We start from the raw sequence: 21,684 nt of genomic DNA, 5'->3' as shown, positions 1-21,684 counted from the left end.
TGGTCAGAATGCTAGAAATCATCTTACCGGAAAAGTGGAAAACCATCAGCAAAGGATTGCAGAAATTATTAAATCTCTCTCTTGTACTGCTTGGCGGGATCCTGGTATTTTTTCTTTTCAGAGAGCTTATCTATTTATTAATCGACGCCTGCACAGGAAATCATAATGTTCATGATATACTTGGTAAAGTACTCGTGTTTTTCTTATATTTTGCCTTCATTTCCATGATTGTGACCTACTTTAGCGAAAGCCACCACTTTCCGCTTAGCTATCTCCTATACATTGGAATTACGGCCAGTGTCCGTTACATTATTGTCAACAACGGAAACCCGTCAGCAAACTTTTGGCTTTCAATCGTCATCCTCCTGCTGGCTTTCAGTTATATCCTGCTGACGCCTAGAGGTAAACGATATAAAGATAAAAGGAGAAAAATGCAATGACCCAAAATATAGAGCATCAATTCAGTATGCTTGTCCGTGAAATACGCAAGGAATTCGTCGGCAACGGTCCTAGGGAAATCAGCACATGCTTCGTTGGCTCTTGGGCAGTTAGTGAGATGAAAGGAAACCTAACGAATATCGAAAAATTCATGATGGGTACAAAAGAAGGCGAAAAAATGGTTCACGAAGCGCGTACCGGTCTAGTCAAAAAAATCTACACCGATCTGAGTGTGCGAAGAAAGTTTGAAGATCTTGCCGGAGCATCCATCCTCCGCATTTTTTCTGATATCGATATTGAGGCTGATATTGCCATGACGATTTTTGTCTTTGACCGCCCCTTGGTTACTAAAGAAAAATAATAGGACAGACCCGTCTAAAAAGTTTGGAAATCTATAAATTGTCCTCCTTCGCCCTAGCATTTTTTAGATATTTTCATAGATTAGTAGTATGAAGATTTTCGTCTTCATACTGAATCAGGAGGAAGGGTGAACTTGATGACCTCACAAAATCCAATCGTGAAAAACAATAAATCCATTGCGAAGGATATTTTGAACCATAATAAGAATCTGACGACCGTTAATATTCATTTAGAAAGAGGGGCAAGTATTACTCAAAGCACCATTATTACGCCGATTACGATTGATATTAACAGCATTCCGATTACTTCTGTTAAAAATTCATCACCATCTGCGAATACTGGAAGGACACTCTCCAATACTTCTGGCGCATGGGTAAGGAAGCTGCCTTCTTCACCTTCTCTTAAAAACAAAAGCAAAAAATAAAAACGAGCCCTCTCATTTGAGAGGGCTTTACTCCTATCTATTTATCGCACAAAGCTGTTTACCGTTAAAATATCATCAATTTTTTGCAGTTCTTGATCACTGAAATCAAGGTTATCCAGTGCTGCAATGTTTTCTTCAATTTGGCTCACTCTGCTTGCACCTATTAAAGCGGAAGTGACCTTGCCGCCCCGTAGAACCCATGAGAGCGCCATTTGCGGCAGGCTCTGTCCTCTGTCAGCTGCGATTTCATTGAGTCTGCGGACTCTTTCAATGACTTCCGGAGTGATTTCATTCTCTCCCAACGCTCCTGTCGACTTTGCCGCACGTGAATCAGACGGAACACCGCTTATATATTTGTTTGTTAACAAGCCTTGAGCAAGAGGGCAAAATGCAATGGTCCCTACACCATTTTCCTCTAAAACATCCTGAAGCCCGTCTTCGATCCAACGGTTTAATATGGAATAGCTCGGCTGGTGGATTACGAGCGGGGTGCCCAGATCATTCAGGATTTTAATAGCCTCTGCCGTTTGTTCCGGACTGTAGCTGGAAATCCCGACGTATAGCGCTTTTCCTTGACGCACGATCGCATCCAGTGCACCCATCGTTTCTTCGAGTGGTGTATTAGGATCTGGACGGTGGGAGTAAAAAATATCTACATAATCCAGCCCCATACGCTTGAGGCTCTGGTCAAGGCTTGCAATCAAATACTTTTTGGATCCCCATTCCCCGTATGGGCCAGGCCACATATAATAACCTGCTTTGCTTGATATGATCATTTCATCCCGGTAAGGAGCGAAGTCAGTCTTTAGCATCTTGCCAAACAATTCTTCAGCAGAGCCTGCGGGCGGTCCATAGTTGTTAGCCAGGTCAAAATGAGTAATACCAAGATCAAACGCTCTTCTGAGCATCGCCCGTCCGTTTTCAAAGGTGTCCACTCCCCCGAAGTTATGCCATAGCCCTAGAGAGATTGCCGGCAGCAGCAGCCCGGAGCGGCCGCTTCTGTTATATTTCATAGACTCATAACGATTATTTTCTGCGGTATACACCATCAATGATCTCCTCCTCCATACTAGTACAAGCGCTTTCACTCTACATTTGGCCTTTCCATCACGATGATCGAGTCCCTTCTCCCACCAACTCTCCTGTTTTTGATTGTCACACCTTTTTATCCCCCCCTCTCTTTTAAGATAAACTTAATCATGAAGTTTTCATGATCAAAAAACCGTATATTCATAGAATAGATGCGTACATCGGAAAACACAAAGAATAGGAACATATTAATACCTATCTTTTGATCATTTTTCGTTAATTATTGTCCGGTTTTCATGTATAATTGTTCAGAATAAAAATGTAAATTTTTGCAGAATTGCGTCCATATATGGAAAAAAGTTAGATGAGGGGTTGAGGGTTGCCATGACGAACGAAATTATTCAATTTAGAAATGTGACAAAGCAATATGACGATGACCCGGCAGTGCTCGATAACGTCAGCTTTGAAATCGAGCGAGGAAAATTTTATACATTGCTAGGTCCTTCCGGATGCGGAAAAACGACCATTCTTCGCTTGATCGCCGGCTTTACCGAAGCCTCTGAAGGTGACATTTACTTTAACGGAAAGAAAATTAATGATGTACCTGCCAACAAACGCCAGGTGAACACGGTTTTTCAGGATTATGCTTTATTCCCGCATTTAAATGTGTTTGAAAATGTGGCGTTTGGACTGCGTATCAAAAAGATGAAGAACACCGAGATCCAAATAAAAGTAAAAGAAGCACTGAGCTTTGTAAACTTGGAAGGGTATGAAACACGTGAGATCCGTGATATGTCAGGTGGGCAGCGCCAGCGCGTAGCCATAGCAAGAGCCATCGTCAATGAACCTGAAGTGATCCTGCTCGATGAGCCATTGTCAGCCCTTGATTTGAAACTGAGGACCGAAATGCAGTATGAATTACGTGAACTGCAGCGGCGTTTGGGTATTACCTTTATCTTTGTTACTCATGACCAGGAGGAAGCTCTGGCGATGTCTGATGAAATCTTTGTTTTAAACAAGGGAAAGATTCAGCAGAGCGGTACACCCATTGATATTTATGATGAGCCGATCAATCGGTTTGTAGCTGATTTTATCGGGGAGTCCAATATTGTTGAAGGCAGCATGATCAAAGATTATCTTGTTGAGTTTGTCGGCGGACAGTTTGAATGTGTGGACCGAGGATTAAATCCGGATGAGCCGGTTGAGGTTGTCATTCGGCCAGAAGATTTGGAAATTACAACGCTCGAACGAGGAAAACTGAAAGTACGTGTCGATTCTCAGCTGTTCCGCGGGGTCCACTATGAGATCAGCTGCTACGACATATACGGCAATGAATGGCTAGTCCATTCTACGAAAAGGGCAGCTGTAGGAGACGAAATCGGACTTTATTTTGATCCGGAAGCCATCCATGTCATGCGTTTCGGGGAGTCTGAAGCAGATTTCGACCGGCGTCTGGAAGCATATACCCATGGAGTTGTCCATGAACAATAAGATCACCCAGAATCTATACCTTTTGCCTTATGCGCTATGGATTGTTCTGTTCGTCATTGCACCGCTTCTTCTCGTTCTTTATTATTCGTTCTTTGATATCGAAGGCCATTTCTCGCTCATGAATTACATGAACTTTTTTACGCCGGTTTACATGAAGATGGCCTTCAGTTCGTTCTGGTATGCGTTTTTGATTACGTTTATTTCTTTGATCTTTGCCTATCCGACCGCTTATTTGCTCACGAAAACCAGGCATAAGCAGTTATGGCTTCTATTGATCATTGTCCCTTCCTGGATCAACCTGCTCTTGAAAGCCTATGCTTTTCTCGGCATCTTCGGAACAAAGGGGATTGCGAACAGCTTCCTGGAAGCCATAGGTGTCGGATCAAAACAGATCCTGTTCACTGATTTCAGTTTTATTTTTGTATCAGTATACATCTTCATCCCATTCATGATTTTACCAATTTTTAACTCTTTAAATGAAATGAATCCTTCCCTATTGGATGCAGCCAATGATTTGGGCGCATCCAAATGGACAACGTTCCGACGCGTCATCTTCCCGTTGACCATTAACGGTGTAAAGTCAGGCTGCCAGGTCGTATTTATTCCTGCACTATCCTTATTTATGCTGACACGCTTGATCGCTGGAAACCGGGTCATCACCCTTGGAACCGCCATCGAGCAGCATTTTCTTGTCACCCGTGATTGGGGCATGGGATCGACGATAGCCGTTTTCTTAATTATAATCATGTTCCTGATCATGAGTGTAACCGGGAACAGAAAGCGGGGGGTATAGATGGATAATAAAATAAACCCGATGTCGCGAATCTTTCTCGCGTTGATTTTCCTGATCCTTTATGCACCAATCTTTTTTCTCGTATTCTACTCGTTCAACAGCGGCGGTACGATGTACGGCTTCAAAAGTTTTACACTGGATTGGTACAAAGAGCTCTTTCAAGATTCACGTTTGCTGATCATCGTCATGAATACGCTGGTGATCGCTCTGCTTTCTTCTTTATTTGCAACGATTATCGGCGTATTCGGAGCACTCGGCATACACAGCATGAAAAAACGGCAGACGAAGAACACACTGCTCTCCCTGAACAACGTATTGATCGTCAGTCCGGATGTTATTATTGGTGCCTCCTTCCTTATTTTGTTTACGATGGCGGGAATAAAGCTCGGCATGTTTTCCGTACTGCTGTCACATATCGCGTTCAGCATTCCGATTGTTGTCCTAATGGTTCTCCCAAAGCTGTCCGAAATGAGCCCGACTTTGATTGATGCTGCCAGAGACCTTGGAGCAAGCCGATGGAACGTACTGGCCAAAGTTGTACTTCCTTATATTACACCAGGAATATTTGCCGGCTTCTTTATGGCGCTGACCTATTCTCTGGATGATTTTGCAGTCACGTTCTTTGTGACAGGAAACGGCTTCACTACCCTTTCAGTTGAGATCTACTCGCTGGCTCGCCGCGGAATCTCGTTGAATGTCAACGCGCTGTCCACCCTCTTGTTCTTGTTTACACTCGTGCTTGTCGTTGTATACTACTTTATTTCACAGCGCAACAAGCCAAACGGATGGGGGGTTAACAAATGAGCAAGCTTGTCCGTTTTTTCTTTGCGATTATTCTTGTGTCTGCCGTTCTCTTTTATACCGTCCATGAGCTGAATAACTCAGAAGGTTATTCAGGGCGCAACACATTAACGATCTACAACTGGGGCGATTATATTGATCCCCAGCTGATCAAACGATTTGAAAAAGAAACCGGTGTCAAAGTGATTTATGAAACCTTTGATTCTAATGAAGCGATGCTCACCAAAATTGAGCAGGGTGGAACGACGTATGATATCGCTATTCCATCCGAGTACATGATCGATAAGATGCGGAAGGAGCGCTTGCTGATTCCTCTTGATCATTCAAAACTTCCGAATCTGCATTACATTGATAAGCGATTCATGGACCTTCCATTTGATGAAGACAATAAATATTCAGTGCCTTATTTCTGGGGCACCGTCGGGATTGTCTATAATTCAAAAATGCTCGGAGGAAAGAAAATCACGAGCTGGAACGATCTGTGGGATTCTGATCTGCGGAACAAGATTCTTTTGATCGACGGTGCCCGTGAAGTCATGGGTATGGGATTGAACAGCCTCGGATATTCCCTGAATGATACGAATCACAATCATTTGCATCAAGCGAAACGCAAGCTTGATCTGCTGACTCCAAACATTAAGGCGATCGTGGGGGACGAGAGCAGGCTTCTGCTTGAAAATGAAGAGGCTTCAATCGGACTTGTTTGGTCCGGAGTTGCGTCAGAAATCATGAGTGAAAACAAAAACCTGGAGTATGCTGTTCCAAAAGAGGGCTCCAACTTGTGGTTCGATAACATGGTCATCCCAAAAACAGCGAAGAACATAAAAGCTGCGCATAAGTTTATCAACTTCATGCTGGATCCAAAAATAGCTGCCAAAAATGCAGAATACGTCAACTATTCCACACCAAACAAACATGCCTTATCCTATATGCCAAAAGGAACGGTGAATGATGAGCGCTTCTATCCTTCGCCTGAACTGACCAGAAAGCTCGAGGTGTATGAAAACTTGGGCAAAAAGAACCTGGCATACTATAACGAGCTGTTCCTGGAATTTAAGATGCATAGAAAATAAAAAGAAGGTCAGCTGTTCGGTACAGCGGGCCTTCTTTTCTTACAACATAAATGAGCTCGGGATCACTATCATCCAAATTTTCTAGAACAACTGTCAAATGGAGATGACAAGCTATAAAAGTCCAATAACAAAAAAACAAGCACCTTGCCGAAAAGGTGCTTGTTTTTTTCTATTTGCTGTAAACCGCATTCGAGAGCAGGCGAAATAGGTAATCGGTATGATCCCTGAAGCCAGCTTCCAATCCCATTAAGGTGACATCCTTAGACTTGTCCTTGATGATCACAGCCTGTCCCTGTGCAGCCTGCCTGTTCTTCCAGTGACCGGCCGTAAAGAAGTCGCCTCCGTTTTTGAATGAAGCAGCGGTTTCATAACCGTTCGTATTGGTATACCAAACAGGTCCGTACACAAATCCGTAATCCGTTTGATGATATCCATTTGTTAAGTCAGTCGTACCGTAATTTACGTTTACAATTCCGTTGCTGTCAGGGTTGCCTTTATTGACCGTAACATTCGTCAGTCCGAGTGTTTTTGTGGCACTGGACGCTCCCGCCCCGATCGCGATGTACTTTCCGCCCCCCTCGACAAAATCCGTGAGATTCTTTTTCAAGGCTTGAAATTGGGCTTCGTTTTCCAAACCAAACTCTTCATTGGCTTTACTGTTTTTGTACGAGATCAAATTGGATGTTCCGTTATAGAAGAATACATCCGCAGCCCCAAGGCCTTTTGCTGCGAGGTCTCTTGGTGACAGCTCCTTTACAATGAAGCCCAGCCTCTCCAGGGCAAGCTTTGTCCCTGAGTGAGACTGTGTCTTCCCCATACCTCCATCTTTTAAAATGGTGATGTGCAGCTTATTTATGTTTTGCGATCGATAAGGAATCGTTTCACTCTTGATTGTCAAACCGGACTGCCGAACGTATTGCATAAGGTTATGATTCCATTTTTCCTTGATGTAAAAAGAGCCGTCAGCTCCGCGTTTAACCCGGTACCCTTTGTTGATCAGCTGGTTGGCAAGTTGAACAGATTTCACTGAAGTGTTCGGTATTTTGTATGGCCCTTTTCCAATTAGTTTTCCTTCATTATGTGCTCGCTTTACATCCTGCAAGGAAAATTTAACGCTGCTTTCGGCCGGTACCTGTATGGCATCAAAGCCCCACAGTTCAGGGAGGCTCCATGCTGAAATGTCATACATGACCGGCGTTTCCTCTGTGATGTCTTCCCCATCCCAGAGCATGGTGTTAGCCAATCCTGCTTTTGCCTGGCTCATGTTCACGACATACGTCCCGGCAGGATAGGTCTTGCCATTAAATGTGAACGCTTTTTTTGTTTGGCTCACTTCAATATCATTTTTGATAAGGTGGCTGACCGCCTTTTCTGTAGCTGAAGCATCTGTTGGATCAGACGGGAGGATATAAGCCTTCGGGAAGAATCCTTTTTTATGGAACGGATGGTCAAAGTTAATGCCTCGTTTGAAGACTTCAATCTGATCTTTTACCATACCGGATTTATTTTGGCTGGCGTAGGTAAGGGCACCCATTACCGCGTCATAATGCCACTTTACGCCATCCCAGTCATTGGTCGGCGTCTCAAGTGTATAGCCGTAAGATCCATGGTACATGGCATACATTGGGGTGAAGATCGGCGGATAATCGTCCCAGCCTGCCGTGTCATCACGCTGTGGTATGTAGGCTCCCTTCATGTTCTGGTAATCTACTTTTGATGTGGCCGTATTCGTGTTTTTATACTCTTTACGGCTGCTTACAATCTCAGATTCCATCGCTTTCGCCTGGTTCATTGCCCATTTAGAGAATAGATCATATTCGTAGTTCGGATTATGAGGAGGTGTACAAGGCTCGATTAAACCTGGTCTATCCGGGCCGCCATAGTTTTTCACATAGCCATGAAGATCAAGAAAGACCATAGGGTTCCACTCTTTGATGAGTGACACCATCGCTTGAGTTTCCGGCTGAGACTGTGTAATGAAGTCTCGGTTTAAATCGATACCGCTGCCGTTAAAACGGGTTGCGTAAATCCGGCCATCCGGATTGGCTGCCACATTAAAAATAAGAATCTGATTCTTTAGGATTCCTGCCGTCTCGGGGTCATTGCCTTTTGCAAAACGCTCAATGAGCTGCAGCACGGCATCTGAGCCGGCAAATTCGGTGCCGTGGATGGAACCGTTGATTATGACAGGCACCTTGACGTCAGGATGTTTGTCGATAAAAGCCTGTGCCTTTTCCGGATTCTTAAACATTTGTTTTCTCAGTTTCTTGTAAAATCCTAATTGCCCTTTTGATTTTTCGTCGGCGATTGTAACCACATACATATCTTTGCCATTCGCTGATTTTCCGTATTTCGTGACTGTCATCCGGTGGCTTTGCTTCTGAATCTTGAGAAGCTGCTGGCCGATCTGTGAGTATTTCATAAAGTTGTAGTTCTCGCTGTTGAATAAGCTGCCGTCTTTTTCTTTCTGTGTTTCAAATGCGTTTACGTTTTGCCATTGTGGTATTGCTTTTCCCGGTGATGCTGCCCCAGCTGCATCCGGTGCTGCAAGGATACTGAACCCTATCAGACATGCCGCCGCCTGTTTCTTCCATCTCATCCTCAATCTCCCCTTTTCCAATAAACTAAATTTTCAATATATTCATAGTATCGTATGTTTATTCGACCATTCATCTGCAGAAAGCACTAATTTGTGTCGAATAAATGCATAAATGGTGCCAGGCACTCGAATTACACACATGTGTAATTCGAGTGCCTGGCACCATCCTTTATTTAAGGAGAACCGGCCTTTTTAATGTGCCATCCCACTTCCAAACCCTATCAAAGTCCCATCCCAGTCCTTCTTCAAAGGTTCGCTTTTGAGCCAGCTCATTTTGATTTTTCCCAAGACCTTTTTCGTTGTTCCTACTTTCCGTGGGTATTCCTTCCTTGTTTACAGACATGGCTGCATCGGCAAAGTTATTCACGAGTGTGGCTTTTTCTCCTGCCAATACCCGGCCGACGATTCGGTTTGCAGAAACTGGAGTATTCACAGACGGATTTAACGCGATGCTGTTCTGGATCGTCGTACCGTTGTAGCCATAGCCGCTAAGACCACCCGCATTGCTGCTTCCTGCCGCTACGTTGCCTGCTGCATAGACATTTTTTGTAACACTTCCTCTGTTTGTAATACCAACAAGGCCTCCCGCTTGTTTTCCGTCAGCTCGTACATCCGCTTGAGAATAGCTGTTCTGGATGACTCCATTCGAATACCCTGCCAAACCGCCAATTGTATTGCCGCCAATGATGCTGCCTGTCGTATAACTTCTATCGATGGTCCCCTGATTCAGGTTGACGAGAATTCCTGCTTGCGGTGCACCGGATTCACCTTTGACATCGGCATCTATAATCCCGATGTTTTTAATGATACCGGCATTGATATGGAAGAGAGCACCTTTCGTTGTTTTCATATTTTTTATCACATGTCCGTTCCCATCAAATGTACCAAGGAACGGTACATCCGCTGCCAGCTGTTTTGCAGCAGTATCCTCAAAGTCTAAATCTTTACTTAAGCTATAGTTCTCTTTCGGAAACCGATCCATCTCTGCCAGATCCTTTATGGAAGAAATTACATACGATCCGCTTTCGTTCTTTGGAAGATCGGGCTTAGTTCCACTTCCTTCCGAAACGGCGTTCTCTTTGTTCTTTTGCAGAACCGGACGGCCCAGCATATCATCCCACGTCCAGGTTTGGTCGAAGTCCCATCCCAGACCCTCTTGATACGTTTTTGGGTCATTTATTTCTTCCTGGCTTTTACCAAGCCCTTTCTCATTGCCTGCATGTTCTGTCCCTACGCCTTCTTTGTTTACGATCATATTTTTATTGGCAAAATTGTTCGTTAATGTGGCTTGTTCCCCCGCCAGCACTTTAGCAACAATCCGGTTTGCCCAGCTGATCGTAATCACGGAAGGGTTTAGTGCTATGTTGTTCTCTATCACGGTATTGTTATAGCCGTAACCGCTTATTCCGCCTGCATTGCCTTCTCCTGCAGTTACACTGCCTGTTGAATAGCTATTTTCTGTCAAACTTCCTCTGTTTGTGATACCGGCTACTCCGCCCGCCTGTTTCTTTTCGGCCTTTACTTTTGCGGTGGAGTAGCTGTTTCGTATGATTCCGTTTGAATGGCCAGCGATCCCTCCGACGGTGGCTCGTCCTGTAATGGAACCGGTCGTATAAGAGGAATCAATGGTTCCATTATTTGTGTCCGCGAGTATCCCCACGTCGTTCGAGGCTACATTAATCTTTGCATTTAATACAGCCACGTTTTTTATGGTGCCGTTATTGATTCTGAACAGGCCAGCGCCGCCATCGGATACTGCCTTTACTTCTTTGATGGAGTGCCCCTGTCCGTCAAATACTCCGGTAAAAGGCGCGTCGCCGGAACCGATGGCTTCAACCACCTGCCCTCCGCCTTCGATATCTTTTGTCAGAGCAAAATGTTTATCAGGGTAATACTTGATGTTTTCAAAATCTTTGATACTGTCAATTTTATACGGATTCTGTGCCGTTCCTGCTCCATCCATTGCTTTTCTGGCCACCACCTCCGGAACGAGAGGGTTGCGGTCCTTCAAGTTATCCCATACATAAACCTTCACCGTATTTTGATCCGTAAACTTCAGCCCATGCTTGAACGTGATCATTTGCTCCCTGCCCAGGTGCTCCAACTTTACCGTTTTTGTTTGAAGGTCAAGAAGTTTGGTGCCGGAAGCATCATATTTTGCCGCACCGATCGTCACTTGATCGGGAGCTCCAGGATAATTGAGAAGACCTGCACCTTTGAGTATAGTATCTTTAATATCAACGCTCGTTAAGGCAAAATAGTTTTTTGGCTGTCCAATGGCAAACTCATCAATAACCGTCCCTGCATTGTTGTATGCCTTCACCTTCAATTTCTGCTGATCGGCTTCTAAAACCACGCCTGTTTGTACGTTGTCATCATAGACGATATGGTCCCACCAGTAGGATTCATTGCCATAAAATTTTGGGCCTGAGGATCCCATCGTTACAAAGGTGGTACCTAAATCGATCGATTCCTGCCGGTTGTCCATTTTCCCCGTTCGGACCGTCGTGCGCTTATAAACGTGATCATGTCCTCCAATATAAAGACTGATTCCCAACTGCTCGGTCAGCTTTGAGATTTTTGCACGCGCAGTGCTTACCCCAGGATCATCACTGTGAGAGGCGCCATAATAAGGAAAATGACCCATTAAGATCTTCCACTTCTTTTCTGTAGCACGCATATCCTTGGCAAGCCAGGTTAACTGTTCATCCGTAAAATTCATGGAATTGATCACGGCGATATGTGCGTCGCCATAATCAAAAGAGTAGTTGGTTTCTTTGTAGTTGCCTTCTCCGTTTTCAGGCAGATTAAAAAAATGGGAAAAGGTACTTCCGTCCGGGTCGCCCTTCACTTCATGATTTCCTACAATATTGGCCGACATTAAATGAAGATCCTTATAAATATAGCGTGTAGCCTCATCCCATTTTGACTGGTATCCGCCGTAATCGACGAGATCTCCAACCTGCATCATCATTCTTCCTCCAGGGCTTTTTTCCGTCAGCACGCCGAGCATGTCGTTGAACAGCTGAAAGCTCTTTGGATTACCATCCGGAACTTGAAGATCTCCCATCACATACATTGTTTTTTTCCCTGACGCAGGAGCAGTTTCAAAGGAAAATTCCTTGCTCCATGGGCCATGTGGTGTCATACCGAAGCGATATTTATACGTGGTGCCGGGCTTCAGACCGGCCAGATCGCCTTCATGGGATGCTAACGTGCGGTAGTTCGCAGTATTCATGTCGTCTCCATAAGCCGATTCAAAATAGGATACTTTGGTTTTTTTAATTCTTGCTTTTTTGGCCGGCAGGTTGGCAGGACGGTATTGCACAAACGCAGCATGGAGTGCTTCATCAGCTACAAGGGTAACGCCAGCTTCACTTTCTTTTGCTCCTATGCTGACTGTCGGCTGAAACTCATTGAGAAGCTTGCCGCCATCAAGAGACTTTTCACTGATGGTGACTCGCTTTAGCAATACACGGGTATTGCCTTTTGAATCTGTGGTTTTGTATTTGACAAAATATTGGCCGTACTCCCCGATTGTAAAGGTATTGTTTTCAACTTTCACTTTGCCTTTAGAATCAAAGACTTCGACGTTTACTTTTGGCTTTTCACCACTGTCATCAAGTGCTTCTGCATGGGGAACAGAGATTTCATCGCCTAGTTTTGCGTTTGCGGGGAGGGTCCCCTTCATTTTGATCCGGGGAGATGAATCAGTTCCTCCCGTTGTTTCCCCGACCCATATCGGTGCACTGATGATCTCATCATTATCTTTTTGAAACACCCGCACAAAGAAATAGTCACCATCATGTGCCGGGAAAGATTCATCCAAATTAAAGACTGTGGCGCCAACAGCATATTCTTTTACAATCGCTCCATTGTTTTTATAGATCACTGCTTTTTCAATCGTGTCCTGTTCATCCGGATCTTTAAGATTCATATGTATGTTGACCGATTTTGTATCTTTCGACAGGATGGAACCCATCATTTTCCCGTTGGCTGAGTATGTAAGTTCAAAATTTTCATCAAATGAACTGTAGGTCCGGCGGTTCGTCATCGCCTCATACATCGCCTTCCGCGTTGGTTCCTTGGCCCACATGCCTGTAAGATTTGGAGTACTGGCACCCCAATTGCCTGTATGTTCATCCCCGCCATAAGTCGGCGAAATATGCCACCCCTTATTTAATGCAGCAATATAGGTTGGAAAGCTTGCAGAATACTTGTACTCCATTAAATTGATTTGTTTATCGACATCTTTGTTATAGTGTGCAAAATGAAAAAAGCTGCCACTGTCGGTTCCTGGATGGTTAAACTGGGCGATGGCTTTTGGGTCCTCTGCAAGCCGGGCGTAGAAAGTAGGCAGATCATATTTTATGTTCCCCATCCCAAAATCCTCTGGAGCTCCCTTGCCGTACGTGCGAGGAAACCATTCGGTGTTAAACAGGTTCATGTGCCCCGCCCCATCATACCAGGTCACTTCTACACCCGGGAGAGCAACAAGATCCTTGCCGTTTGCTTTATTCGATTCCTCATGAAGCTGTTTATATTCGGCAGAATATGAATCTTTATAGCTTTGTAAATAATCGTTGTTTGAACTTACATCAAACGTCACATCATGCTCGGTAACTCCATAAAAATCCAGATCGGTATGTTCTTTTACGAACTGGTAAGCATCCTTTGGATATTTGATTCCATCACTTAATGAGGTGTGGGTGTGCAATTCACCAGTATACAATTTCAACCCAAGATGTTCAGCGCGGTCTTTTTTTTCCAAAGGATCCTCTGCTGATACGGGCAAAGCTTGAAAAAGGAGCAACACTCCAAACCAAAAGGCTAAACCGTTTTTAACCACGTATGCATTGTTTAAGAATTTCATCTTCTCCCGTTCCCTCCAGTCGTCCGGTTTAAGCCGTTTAACCTTTTTAACACCGGATGCCTCTATTAGGCTGTGGTTTAACCGTAGCATGGTAATTCCTTCCTAATATTAAGAACATGTAAAAATTTAGAAAAAGATCAACAACCATTCTAAAGATATCTGTTATGATTTACCTATAAATCTTAATGTTTACGCTGGAGGCTTAAATATGAACCGACTTACGGACCATTTAATCGTCATCTCATTCGACTGTCTTTCCGCATTGGACTTCCCGATGCTGAAAGAGCTTCCCCACTTTTCTGAACTCCTGCTAAACGGTGCCTACTGCAAGAACGTAGAATCGATCTATCCGTCAGTTACCTATCCATGCCACGCCACGATCGTGACCGGAAACTATCCGCACAGACATGGCGTAGTGAACAATACCTATCTTCAGCCTGGCCGCCTGTCCCCTGACTGGCATTGGCATAGGCACCACATCAAAGGGACAACTCTATATGATGAAGCGAAAAAAGCGGGCATGAGGACAGGAGCCTTATTATGGCCTGTCACGGCCAAGGCTGAGATAGATTACAACATGCCGGAGATTTTCGCCAACCGCCCTTGGCATCATCAGATTCCTGTTTCTTTATTCAACGGAAGTATCGCCTATCAGCTTGAGATGCACCGGCGTTTCGGCTCGATCAGAAACGGACTTAACCAGCCTGAGCTTGATGATTTTGTCCTGGAATCCGCCGTTCACACTATACAAGCAAAAAAGCCCCATCTATTGCTCGTCCATTTCACTGACCTGGATACACAGCGGCATTATCACGGCTTTTCTTCCGAACAAGCGATGGCAGCTCTCCGCCGGCACGACGCTCGGCTCGGGCGAATGGTAAAAGCACTCAAGGAGATCGGTATTTACAGTCAATCTACGATTGTGGCACTCGGTGACCATAGTGCCCTTGATCACTCCGTTGCCATCCAGCCGAATAACTACTTCAAAGAAAAAGGACTGATCACCGTTGACCGAAGAGGAAAGGTAACCCATTGGAAAGCCTACTGCCATAGCTGTGACGGTTCGGCATATATATACATTAGAGACAAAAATGATAGGGATACCAAACACTTCATTCAAGAATGGCTTCAGGAATTGTTACACGACGGGCGCAACGGGATCGAACAGGTGCTTACGGGAGATGAAGCCGGAGCCCGAGGTGCGGATGCCCGCTGCGATTTTATGCTGGAAGCCCGGAGAGGCTTTTATTTTAAAGAATCGCTGTACGGCGGTTTTCTTCATCAAATTACAGCTGAAGATGTGAAGGCAAAGCGCTACACCTGGGGTTCCCACGGCTACTCTCCAGAGAAAGAAAACTACTGTACATTCTTTGCTGCTGCAGGCAAAGGAATCATCCAGCAAGCCATTCCGTCCATGCGCCTTATTGACGAAGGGCCGACATTTGCCCGTCTTCTTGGACTGCATTTAGGAAATACAGACGGAACAGTCGTTGAAGGATTATTAGCGGTCTAAGGAGAATTAAGAGACGAAAAGAAGAAATACAGGAATAAAAGGGGATAAGAGGATGAAGCATTTCTCAAAGGAAGAAAGCAGCTGGATATTCTATGATTGGGCTAACTCAGCATATTCCATTATCATCACAACGGCTGTGTTTCCGCTTTTTTATAAAGCCGCTGCTATGAAGGCAGGAGTCAGTGCTTCTGATTCTACTGCTTACCTGGGCTACACGATTGCCATTGCTACCTTTATCCTGGCCATTCTCGGACCGATTCTGGGAACGATCGCAGATTACCAGGGGATGAAAAAAAAATTTTTTACGTTCTTCTTCGGGCTGGGTGTCATTTCAACTGCGCTTCTTGTTATAGTTCCAAGTGATCAATGGCTCATGCTTTTAATCATATATACGGTGGCAGCTCTCGGCTTTAATGGAGCTCTTGTGTTCTACGATGCGTTTCTTATCGACATCACCACGGAAGATCGAATGAATCGTGTTTCAGCCCGCGGCTTTGGGTTAGGGTATATCGGAAGTACCATTCCTTTCCTGATCAGCATCGCCATTATTATCCTTGCACAAAAAGAAAGGCTTCCCTTCTCCACTACTGCCGCCAGTAAGATTGCCTTTCTCATCACCGCATGCTGGTGGGCGGTGTTTACGATTCCCATGTTTAAAAACGTTCACCAGATCTATTATGTGGAACGGGAGCCTTCACCTGTTAAGAACAGCTTTATACGACTGGGAAAGACATTAAAAGAAATCAAACAGTATCGCCCTCTTTTTCTGTTTCTGCTCGCTTATTTCTTTTACATTGATGGGGTCGGCACCATTATTTCCATGTCAACAGCTTATGGAACAGATCTGGGGATCAGTTCAACGAGCCTGCTCATCATTTTGTTTGTCACACAAGTCGTGGCTGCACCGTTTGCCATTCTGTATGGCAGACTTGCGGAAAAGTTCACGGGTAAAAAAATGCTTTACGCGGGAATCGCCGTTTATATCATCGTCTGCATCTATGCTTATTTTTTAAAAACAACGCTCGATTTTTGGATTCTCGCCATGCTCGTCGGTACTTCTCAAGGCGGTATCCAGGCGTTAAGCCGTGCTTATTTTGCGAAGCTTGTTCCTAAAAAGAACGCCAATGAATTTTTCGGTTTCTACAATATTTTTGGCAAGTTTGCTTCTATCCTCGGTCCCTTATTGGTCGCTGTGACCGCTCAGGTCAGCGGAAATTCAAGCAGCGGGGTGTTCAGCCTGATCCTGCTCTTTATTATCGGCATGATTATCCTTGCGTATGTACCTGAAACAAGGGCGGATGCAGTGGATCAGTTCGATGAAAAAAAGCAGACAAAAATAACATAAATTCCCCATGTTCCACGCATAATAATCGGGATATTCAATGAATATCACCCTTGTTTCTTAGGGTTCACTCTTAACGGATGAGGTGAAAAGCAATGAGTTACAAAGATCATTTAGATCCCCACTCAGGTAAGTTTCACCACAATTGGACGAGGCCGAAACGTTCAAAATCTCAAGTTAATGGACATACTGAAATGTCTCAGAACAACATTATCCTGAGAAGCAACGCTAAAGCCCACCACTGGTAAGGATTGCGAATAAGAAACACAAAAAAGAAGGCCCCAGCGCCTTCTTTTTTGTGTTTTCCAGCATATTAAAGGATTGAAGCTTCATACAGAAAGAGGAGATCTGGACCTCTATCATCTTCGAAGAACGGATGTGGCAGTTGCGATACATGATTATGAACGGTTGTTTGTATGGAGAGGCCAGCCATTCTATATGAAGGGCTATTAATTTTGGCATGTCCAAGCAAACACTAGAGATCTCCATAACATAATAGAGAGAAGAGAGACACTCTCTTTTCTCTATTATCAATTATAGGGGATGATCGAATGTCAAGCAGAAACAGCAGAAGAGTCAAATGCCGAGTAGTAAGAAGAAGGCGTACAAGCGGAGGCAGCCGTGTTGTCGTCCTTCGCTGCAGGATTAAGAACAGAAGAAGAGACCGAAGATCCAGTTCCTTTTAATCTTTAAGGTGTCATCCAAAGGATGACACCTTTATTTTTGCCTTCCAATAAACCGGGCAAAGGAAGAAGAATGAAGGACGGATAACCCCCAACTGGGCGGCTACTGATCCAAACACGTTAATATGATCAAACCCGAAACTGGCGGATGAAAACTAAAAAGCTGACAAAGTCAGCTTTTTTATGACTAGACGGGCTGTTCCACCTTCTGCAGCATCGTGCCGTTTTGTTCAAAGTTGGTATGCCAGGAAAGAGCTTTTTCCAGTACGTGAGGCGTTTGCCCCCCTCTTTCCCTCGCCTCCTCATAATAGGCAGTCAGCTGCTGCCGGTACATCGGATGGGCACAGTTTTGAATGATCTTTTCCACGCGTTCTCTAGGTGATAGACCGCGCAGATCCGCATAACCCTGCTCGGTGACAATCACATCTACATCATGTTCGGTATGATCTACATGGGAAACGAATGGAACGATGCTGGATATATTTCCGTTCTTGGCAACGGATTTGGTCACGAAGATACCTAGACGGGCATTACGTGCAAAATCCCCGGAACCGCCAATCCCGTTCATCATCCTCGTTCCCATCACATGAGTAGAATTCACATTTCCGTATATATCCAGCTCCAGTGCGGTGTTGATCGAAATGATTCCCATTCTCCGGATCAGTTCAGGATGGTTAGAGATCTCCTGGGGCCTGAGCACCAATCGGTCACGGTATTTTTCAAAGTTGGAGAAGACCTTGTCCATCTTCTCTGTGGATAGAGTGATGGAACAGCAGGATGCAAAACGCACCTTATCTGCGTCAAGCAAATCGAAAACCGCATCCTGCAGCACTTCAGAATAGACTTCCAGATCCGTAAACTCTGAATCCAGCAAGCCATGAAACACTGCGTTTGCAACCGATCCAATACCGGATTGAAGGGGTGCCAGTTTTTCTGTCAGACGGCCCGCGTTTATTTCATCCCTAAGAAACGAGATCAAATGCTGAGCCATGATGACAGTTTCATGATCCGGTTCTAAAATGGTGGACGGGGAATCCAATTGATTCGTAAACACTATCCCCTTTATTTTGTCCACGTCTACCTTCATACCAGGTACACCAATTCTGTCATCAGGCTTCATCAGCGGGATAGGCGAACGCTCTCCCTGTTTCTCCGGCTCATATAGATCATGTATACCTTCCAGCAGTTCGGTTTGTGCGGTATTGATCTCAATGATGATGTTTTTCGCGTGCTGTGAGAAGACCATGGAGTTGCCGATCGATGTTGTCGGAATGATCATGCCGTCTTCCGTAACTGCAATCGCTTCCAAAATAGCATAGTCGATAGATTCCAAAACATTGGAACGAATCCATTCTGACGTATGGGACAAATGCTGATCCACAAAATGAAAATCTCCCGCGTTAATCCCCTTTCTCATGGTGGCATCCGCCTGAAAAGGAAGGCGCTTGTTCAGCATGTTCTTCTCTGCAAACAACTTATCAACATCTGATCCTAAAGAAGCACCGGTATACACATTTACTTTTAACGGCTCCTGCTCTGCCCGCCTTGCCAGCGCAAAAGGAACGGCTTTCACATCTCCTGCACGTGTAAAACCGCTCAATCCCAGGGTCATCCCATCCTGTATCCACGATGCCGCTTCCTCTGCTGATACAATCCGATCATGTAAGCGTTGATCTCTAATCCTGTTGTAAACGCTTTCCATTCTCTTCACTCCTATCTCTCTCTTTTCATAAGTGTAGCAAAGGAAAACTGGCATGCGGAGCTGAAGGGACAAAACACAAAAAATTAAGATAAGACAGAACATTCAGTTCTTAAAACAGAAAAATTTTATTCAGAACCCGAGCAGATTTCTAAAATAGCTCGCATAAGACTGGCTGACTGGCACCTGTTCTCCGTTCTCCATTTGTAATAAAAATGTGGAATGGGTATCCGGATAAATCTCACGGATGTGATGAACGTTGACGATGAATGAGCGATGACACCGCACAAAGTCATCCTTTGGCAATAAGAAATCAAATTCATTCAGCGTGTCCTTATGGCTGCCCGTATGCTTTTCACTGACCACATATGTTCTCCGGTCCTTCGCCTCTAAATAGTGAATATCGTTGAACGAAATCGGAATCCAGCCATCTGCGCTTTTTACCGTAACCACTGTCTTGCCGCTCGTTAATGCCGGAAAGATTGCGGTGACACACCCCTTCAGCTCTCCTTCATCCATCAATGGAACCGCCATACCATAATAAGGAGTGCCAAAAATATCCCGGTTAATAAACTGAGATACTTTTTGTTTGGAGATGAGCGCCTTATGCGTAATGGTGCCTTCTTTAATTGCATCTCCCGGTTTGATCTTCAGGTTGATTCTTTTGCTTGGCTGATAATAAATGTATTGATCTGCATCTGTCACCGCGATGGAAGCTTCATTTGAAAATAGCTCACTGATTACATCAAGAAGCGCTGATGTTTTAAACCGTTCCATGGCTCACACCTTTTCTCTGTTTACTGATTTCTTTTATTTTATCATGAAAAAAGAGAACGGATTTCCGCTCTCTTTTAATTCTTTTCTTTTTCTGTAAGCTCCAGTGTAAATTCACCAACGGCCTTCTCCTTGTATAAATCCGTGAGGGATGTGGAATACTGGCTGATTTTTGCTTGGAATTGCAGTTCCATCTGAGGCACCTTTACTTCAAAATCATTTTGGTACAGCAGTGTAGTGATCTCGTGATACTCACTGTGCTTGACTTTAAATTTGAAACTTACTCTAATCAGCCCGTTGTCGGCTTCTGAAAGAAGAAAATCCGATACATGAATTTCCCTGTCATTAAGAAGGACGGTATTCACCATGAAAACAACTCCTAGAAGGATGACTGCTGTTAAATGCGGCAGGAACCGTCAGCGCATTGATCATCCTGATATTTCTTCTTCCCGTTATCGTTAAGCAACTGAATCGCGCTGTTGTTCTGTTCTTCTTCCCGAACCTTTTCAAGGACTTCGGTAAAGACTCCCTCCGGCTGAGCACCTGACACACCGTACTTTTGGTTGAATACGAAGAAAGGAACACCCGTGATTTTGAGCTGAGAAGCTTCCGCCTCATCTTTACGAACATCATCCGCGAACTTTCCTTCACTTAATACAGCTAGGGTTTCCTCCCGATCAAGACCAGCCTCCGCCGCAAGGGTTGCAAGGGTTTCATGGTCGCTGATATCGTGGCCTTCTGTAAAATAACCTTTAAGTATGCGTTCTGTCACTTCCTTCAGCCGTCCCGTCTGCTTGGCAAAATGAGAGACACGGTGGGCATCAAACGTGTTCGCCGGTTTCATGTTTTCGAAATCATAGGCTAAGCCAACTTCCCGAGCCCTCTGTGTCATCTGATCGTTCATGCCTTTTGCCTGCTCATAAGACATGCCGTATTTCTCTGAGAGAACGGTATGCATGTTTTTATTGGTTTCATTTTTGAATGAAGGATCAAGTTCAAAGCTTTTATAAATAACTTCTACGTTTTCCCGTCCTTCGAACTCGTTCAGCGCGTTCTCGAACCGGCGTTTTCCAATATAACAAAATGGACAAACATAATCTGACCATATCTCAACTTTCATGATGTTACCCCCTATTTACTTTTAATATTCCCTATTGTATCCATAATCATTGATTCATGCAGAATTACTGCTCATAAAAGTAACCAGAGCATGCAGCTCTGGTTTCTCCAGCACGGATGTTACAAGCGGGATTTAGGAATTAACCTTCCACTTTTTGTCGATTACCGTCCACTTTTTACGATTTACATGCGGCTTTTGAACGATTACGTGCCAAACACAGCAGCTCATTCCCTGCCAATGTCCATCCAGGCATTACTCCGCACTCTCGCTATATCGATGTTTCTCAAGCTCAACCCGTATGGTTTCAGGAATCACTTCGGATTTCCGCTGTTTGACATCATGGTTGACATAGACAGAAGTACCTTTTGCACATAGCCTTTTATCCTGGCGGATTTCTTCGTAAAGCTCCAGGCTTGTGTTTCCGATTCGTTTCACCCATGTATATACCTCGACCTCTCTTCCGAAATAGACCTGGTCTACATAGTCAACATTCATGTTCAGAATGATCATTTTCCAGTTTTGGAAGGAGCTGTCCGGTGTGAACAGTTTAAACAGTTTGTTCCTGCCGGCTTCGAACCAGATGGGTATGGTCGTATTGTTGATATGCCCTACACCGTCTGTTTCCGATACTCGCGGTTCAATGATGGTTTTAAACATATTTCTTCTGCCCTT

At 44.5% G+C, this 21,684-nt stretch carries 20 protein-coding genes; 12 read left to right on the top strand and 8 right to left on the bottom strand.

Features of this window, described 5'->3' with window-relative positions; genetic code table 11:
* Positions 1 to 8: 8 nt before the first annotated feature.
* The 3 genes from QYF49_RS05420 to QYF49_RS05410 all read left to right on the top strand — a co-directional run bounded on the left by QYF49_RS05420 (position 9) and on the right by QYF49_RS05410 (position 1,222).
* A complete protein-coding gene (locus QYF49_RS05420; protein WP_290398582.1) occupies positions 9 to 440 on the top strand; it encodes a phosphate-starvation-inducible protein PsiE in 432 nt (143 codons plus the stop codon).
* The gene (locus QYF49_RS05415) at positions 437 to 799 is read left to right on the top strand and encodes a Na-translocating system protein MpsC family protein (protein ID WP_290398581.1); all 363 of its coding nucleotides are present in this window, start codon (positions 437 to 439) and stop codon (positions 797 to 799) included. Before QYF49_RS05420 ends, QYF49_RS05415 begins: the two co-directional genes overlap by 4 nt.
* Positions 800 to 931: 132 nt before the next feature.
* On the top strand, positions 932 to 1,222 hold the full coding sequence (locus QYF49_RS05410; protein ID WP_290398580.1) for a hypothetical protein: 291 nt from the start codon (positions 932 to 934) through the stop codon (positions 1,220 to 1,222).
* A gap of 41 nt (positions 1,223 to 1,263) precedes the next feature.
* On the opposite strand, the gene mgrA is transcribed toward QYF49_RS05410, so the two are convergent.
* Entirely contained in the window at positions 1,264 to 2,271 is a 1,008-nt protein-coding gene (gene mgrA, locus QYF49_RS05405) for an L-glyceraldehyde 3-phosphate reductase (protein ID WP_290399054.1), read from the bottom strand.
* Positions 2,272 to 2,635: 364 nt separating this feature from the next.
* Here mgrA and QYF49_RS05400 point away from each other — a divergent pair, with 364 nt between their 5' ends.
* The 4 genes from QYF49_RS05400 to QYF49_RS05385 are packed head-to-tail and all read left to right on the top strand — an operon-like array spanning position 2,636 to position 6,409.
* Complete coding sequence (locus QYF49_RS05400) at positions 2,636 to 3,742, top strand: ABC transporter ATP-binding protein (protein WP_290398579.1); 1,107 nt, start codon at positions 2,636 to 2,638, stop codon at positions 3,740 to 3,742.
* Complete coding sequence (locus QYF49_RS05395; RefSeq protein ID WP_290398578.1) at positions 3,732 to 4,535, top strand: ABC transporter permease; 804 nt, start codon at positions 3,732 to 3,734, stop codon at positions 4,533 to 4,535. Before QYF49_RS05400 ends, QYF49_RS05395 begins: the two co-directional genes overlap by 11 nt.
* The gene (locus QYF49_RS05390) at positions 4,536 to 5,339 is read left to right on the top strand and encodes an ABC transporter permease (RefSeq protein ID WP_290398577.1); all 804 of its coding nucleotides are present in this window, start codon (positions 4,536 to 4,538) and stop codon (positions 5,337 to 5,339) included.
* Positions 5,336 to 6,409, top strand: a complete 1,074-nt coding sequence (locus tag QYF49_RS05385) for an ABC transporter substrate-binding protein (RefSeq protein WP_290398576.1) — start codon at positions 5,336 to 5,338, stop codon at positions 6,407 to 6,409. The genes QYF49_RS05390 and QYF49_RS05385 overlap by 4 nt, the downstream gene beginning before the upstream one ends.
* Positions 6,410 to 6,578: 169 nt before the next feature.
* Here the strand turns inward: QYF49_RS05385 and QYF49_RS05380 are convergent, their stop codons facing one another.
* Both QYF49_RS05380 and QYF49_RS05375 read right to left on the bottom strand, forming a co-directional pair.
* Positions 6,579 to 9,008 carry a M14 family zinc carboxypeptidase gene (locus QYF49_RS05380; RefSeq protein WP_290398575.1) on the bottom strand — a complete coding sequence of 810 codons (2,430 nt, stop codon included), beginning with the start codon at positions 9,006 to 9,008 and terminating at the stop codon, positions 6,579 to 6,581.
* Between the two features lie 169 nt (positions 9,009 to 9,177).
* Positions 9,178 to 13,971 (bottom strand): CehA/McbA family metallohydrolase, encoded by a 4,794-nt coding sequence (locus QYF49_RS05375; protein ID WP_290398574.1) that lies wholly within the window; start codon positions 13,969 to 13,971, stop codon positions 9,178 to 9,180.
* Between the two features lie 118 nt (positions 13,972 to 14,089).
* On the opposite strand from QYF49_RS05375, the gene QYF49_RS05370 reads away from it, so the two are divergent.
* From QYF49_RS05370 to QYF49_RS05350, 5 genes are all read left to right on the top strand, one after another.
* Positions 14,090 to 15,394, top strand: coding sequence for an alkaline phosphatase family protein (locus QYF49_RS05370; protein ID WP_290398573.1), 1,305 nt, complete (start codon positions 14,090 to 14,092; stop codon positions 15,392 to 15,394).
* A 52-nt stretch (positions 15,395 to 15,446) separates the two neighbouring features.
* Complete coding sequence (locus QYF49_RS05365) at positions 15,447 to 16,739, top strand: MFS transporter (RefSeq protein WP_290398572.1); 1,293 nt, start codon at positions 15,447 to 15,449, stop codon at positions 16,737 to 16,739.
* 92 nt (positions 16,740 to 16,831) lie between these two features.
* Positions 16,832 to 16,984 carry a YpzG family protein gene (locus QYF49_RS05360; RefSeq protein ID WP_082316169.1) on the top strand — a complete coding sequence of 51 codons (153 nt, stop codon included), beginning with the start codon at positions 16,832 to 16,834 and terminating at the stop codon, positions 16,982 to 16,984.
* A gap of 73 nt (positions 16,985 to 17,057) precedes the next feature.
* The gene (locus tag QYF49_RS05355; protein WP_290398571.1) at positions 17,058 to 17,189 is read left to right on the top strand and encodes a hypothetical protein; all 132 of its coding nucleotides are present in this window, start codon (positions 17,058 to 17,060) and stop codon (positions 17,187 to 17,189) included.
* 98 nt (positions 17,190 to 17,287) lie between these two features.
* Positions 17,288 to 17,422, top strand: coding sequence for a hypothetical protein (locus QYF49_RS05350; protein WP_290398570.1), 135 nt, complete (start codon positions 17,288 to 17,290; stop codon positions 17,420 to 17,422).
* Between the two features lie 184 nt (positions 17,423 to 17,606).
* On the opposite strand, the gene scpC is transcribed toward QYF49_RS05350, so the two are convergent.
* From scpC to QYF49_RS05325, 5 genes are all read right to left on the bottom strand, one after another.
* A complete protein-coding gene (scpC, locus tag QYF49_RS05345) occupies positions 17,607 to 19,121 on the bottom strand; it encodes a succinyl-CoA:acetate CoA-transferase ScpC (protein WP_290398569.1) in 1,515 nt (504 codons plus the stop codon).
* 129 nt (positions 19,122 to 19,250) lie between these two features.
* Positions 19,251 to 19,895, bottom strand: a complete 645-nt coding sequence (locus tag QYF49_RS05340; protein WP_290398568.1) for a LytTR family DNA-binding domain-containing protein — start codon at positions 19,893 to 19,895, stop codon at positions 19,251 to 19,253.
* Between the two features lie 74 nt (positions 19,896 to 19,969).
* Complete coding sequence (locus QYF49_RS05335) at positions 19,970 to 20,260, bottom strand: DUF3219 family protein (RefSeq protein WP_290398567.1); 291 nt, start codon at positions 20,258 to 20,260, stop codon at positions 19,970 to 19,972.
* Between the two features lie 29 nt (positions 20,261 to 20,289).
* Positions 20,290 to 21,012 carry a DsbA family oxidoreductase gene (locus QYF49_RS05330; RefSeq protein WP_290398566.1) on the bottom strand — a complete coding sequence of 241 codons (723 nt, stop codon included), beginning with the start codon at positions 21,010 to 21,012 and terminating at the stop codon, positions 20,290 to 20,292.
* Between the two features lie 252 nt (positions 21,013 to 21,264).
* Complete coding sequence (locus QYF49_RS05325) at positions 21,265 to 21,669, bottom strand: acyl-CoA thioesterase (protein WP_290398565.1); 405 nt, start codon at positions 21,667 to 21,669, stop codon at positions 21,265 to 21,267.
* Positions 21,670 to 21,684: the final 15 nt, after the last annotated feature.

It is taken from the genome of Fictibacillus terranigra (assembly GCF_030412265.1).
Taxonomy (GTDB): domain Bacteria; phylum Bacillota; class Bacilli; order Bacillales; family Fictibacillaceae; genus Fictibacillus_C; species Fictibacillus_C terrinigri.
The sequence above is the reverse complement of the archived record's forward strand: the minus strand, read 5'-3'. Positions and strand labels throughout refer to the sequence as shown.

Excerpts from the sequence above, each read along its gene's own strand:
- QYF49_RS05350 (WP_290398570.1), top strand. The coding sequence starts at position 17,288 with ATGTCAAGCAGAAACAGCAGAAGAGTCAAATGCCGAGTAGTAAGAAGA.
- QYF49_RS05415 (WP_290398581.1), top strand. The coding sequence starts at position 437 with ATGACCCAAAATATAGAGCATCAATTCAGTATGCTTGTCCGTGAAATA.
- QYF49_RS05360 (WP_082316169.1), top strand. The coding sequence starts at position 16,832 with ATGAGTTACAAAGATCATTTAGATCCCCACTCAGGTAAGTTTCACCAC.
- mgrA (WP_290399054.1), bottom strand. The coding sequence starts at position 2,271 with ATGGTGTATACCGCAGAAAATAATCGTTATGAGTCTATGAAATATAAC.
- QYF49_RS05380 (WP_290398575.1), bottom strand. The coding sequence starts at position 9,008 with ATGAGATGGAAGAAACAGGCGGCGGCATGTCTGATAGGGTTCAGTATC.
- QYF49_RS05370 (WP_290398573.1), top strand. The coding sequence starts at position 14,090 with ATGAACCGACTTACGGACCATTTAATCGTCATCTCATTCGACTGTCTT.
- QYF49_RS05335 (WP_290398567.1), bottom strand. The coding sequence starts at position 20,260 with ATGGTGAATACCGTCCTTCTTAATGACAGGGAAATTCATGTATCGGAT.
- QYF49_RS05365 (WP_290398572.1), top strand. The coding sequence starts at position 15,447 with ATGAAGCATTTCTCAAAGGAAGAAAGCAGCTGGATATTCTATGATTGG.
- QYF49_RS05375 (WP_290398574.1), bottom strand. The coding sequence starts at position 13,971 with ATGCTACGGTTAAACCACAGCCTAATAGAGGCATCCGGTGTTAAAAAG.
- scpC (WP_290398569.1), bottom strand. The coding sequence starts at position 19,121 with ATGGAAAGCGTTTACAACAGGATTAGAGATCAACGCTTACATGATCGG.
- QYF49_RS05400 (WP_290398579.1), top strand. The coding sequence starts at position 2,636 with ATGACGAACGAAATTATTCAATTTAGAAATGTGACAAAGCAATATGAC.
- QYF49_RS05330 (WP_290398566.1), bottom strand. The coding sequence starts at position 21,012 with ATGAAAGTTGAGATATGGTCAGATTATGTTTGTCCATTTTGTTATATT.
- QYF49_RS05395 (WP_290398578.1), top strand. The coding sequence starts at position 3,732 with ATGAACAATAAGATCACCCAGAATCTATACCTTTTGCCTTATGCGCTA.
- QYF49_RS05325 (WP_290398565.1), bottom strand. The coding sequence starts at position 21,669 with ATGTTTAAAACCATCATTGAACCGCGAGTATCGGAAACAGACGGTGTA.
- QYF49_RS05385 (WP_290398576.1), top strand. The coding sequence starts at position 5,336 with ATGAGCAAGCTTGTCCGTTTTTTCTTTGCGATTATTCTTGTGTCTGCC.
- QYF49_RS05390 (WP_290398577.1), top strand. The coding sequence starts at position 4,536 with ATGGATAATAAAATAAACCCGATGTCGCGAATCTTTCTCGCGTTGATT.
- QYF49_RS05340 (WP_290398568.1), bottom strand. The coding sequence starts at position 19,895 with ATGGAACGGTTTAAAACATCAGCGCTTCTTGATGTAATCAGTGAGCTA.
- QYF49_RS05420 (WP_290398582.1), top strand. The coding sequence starts at position 9 with ATGCTAGAAATCATCTTACCGGAAAAGTGGAAAACCATCAGCAAAGGA.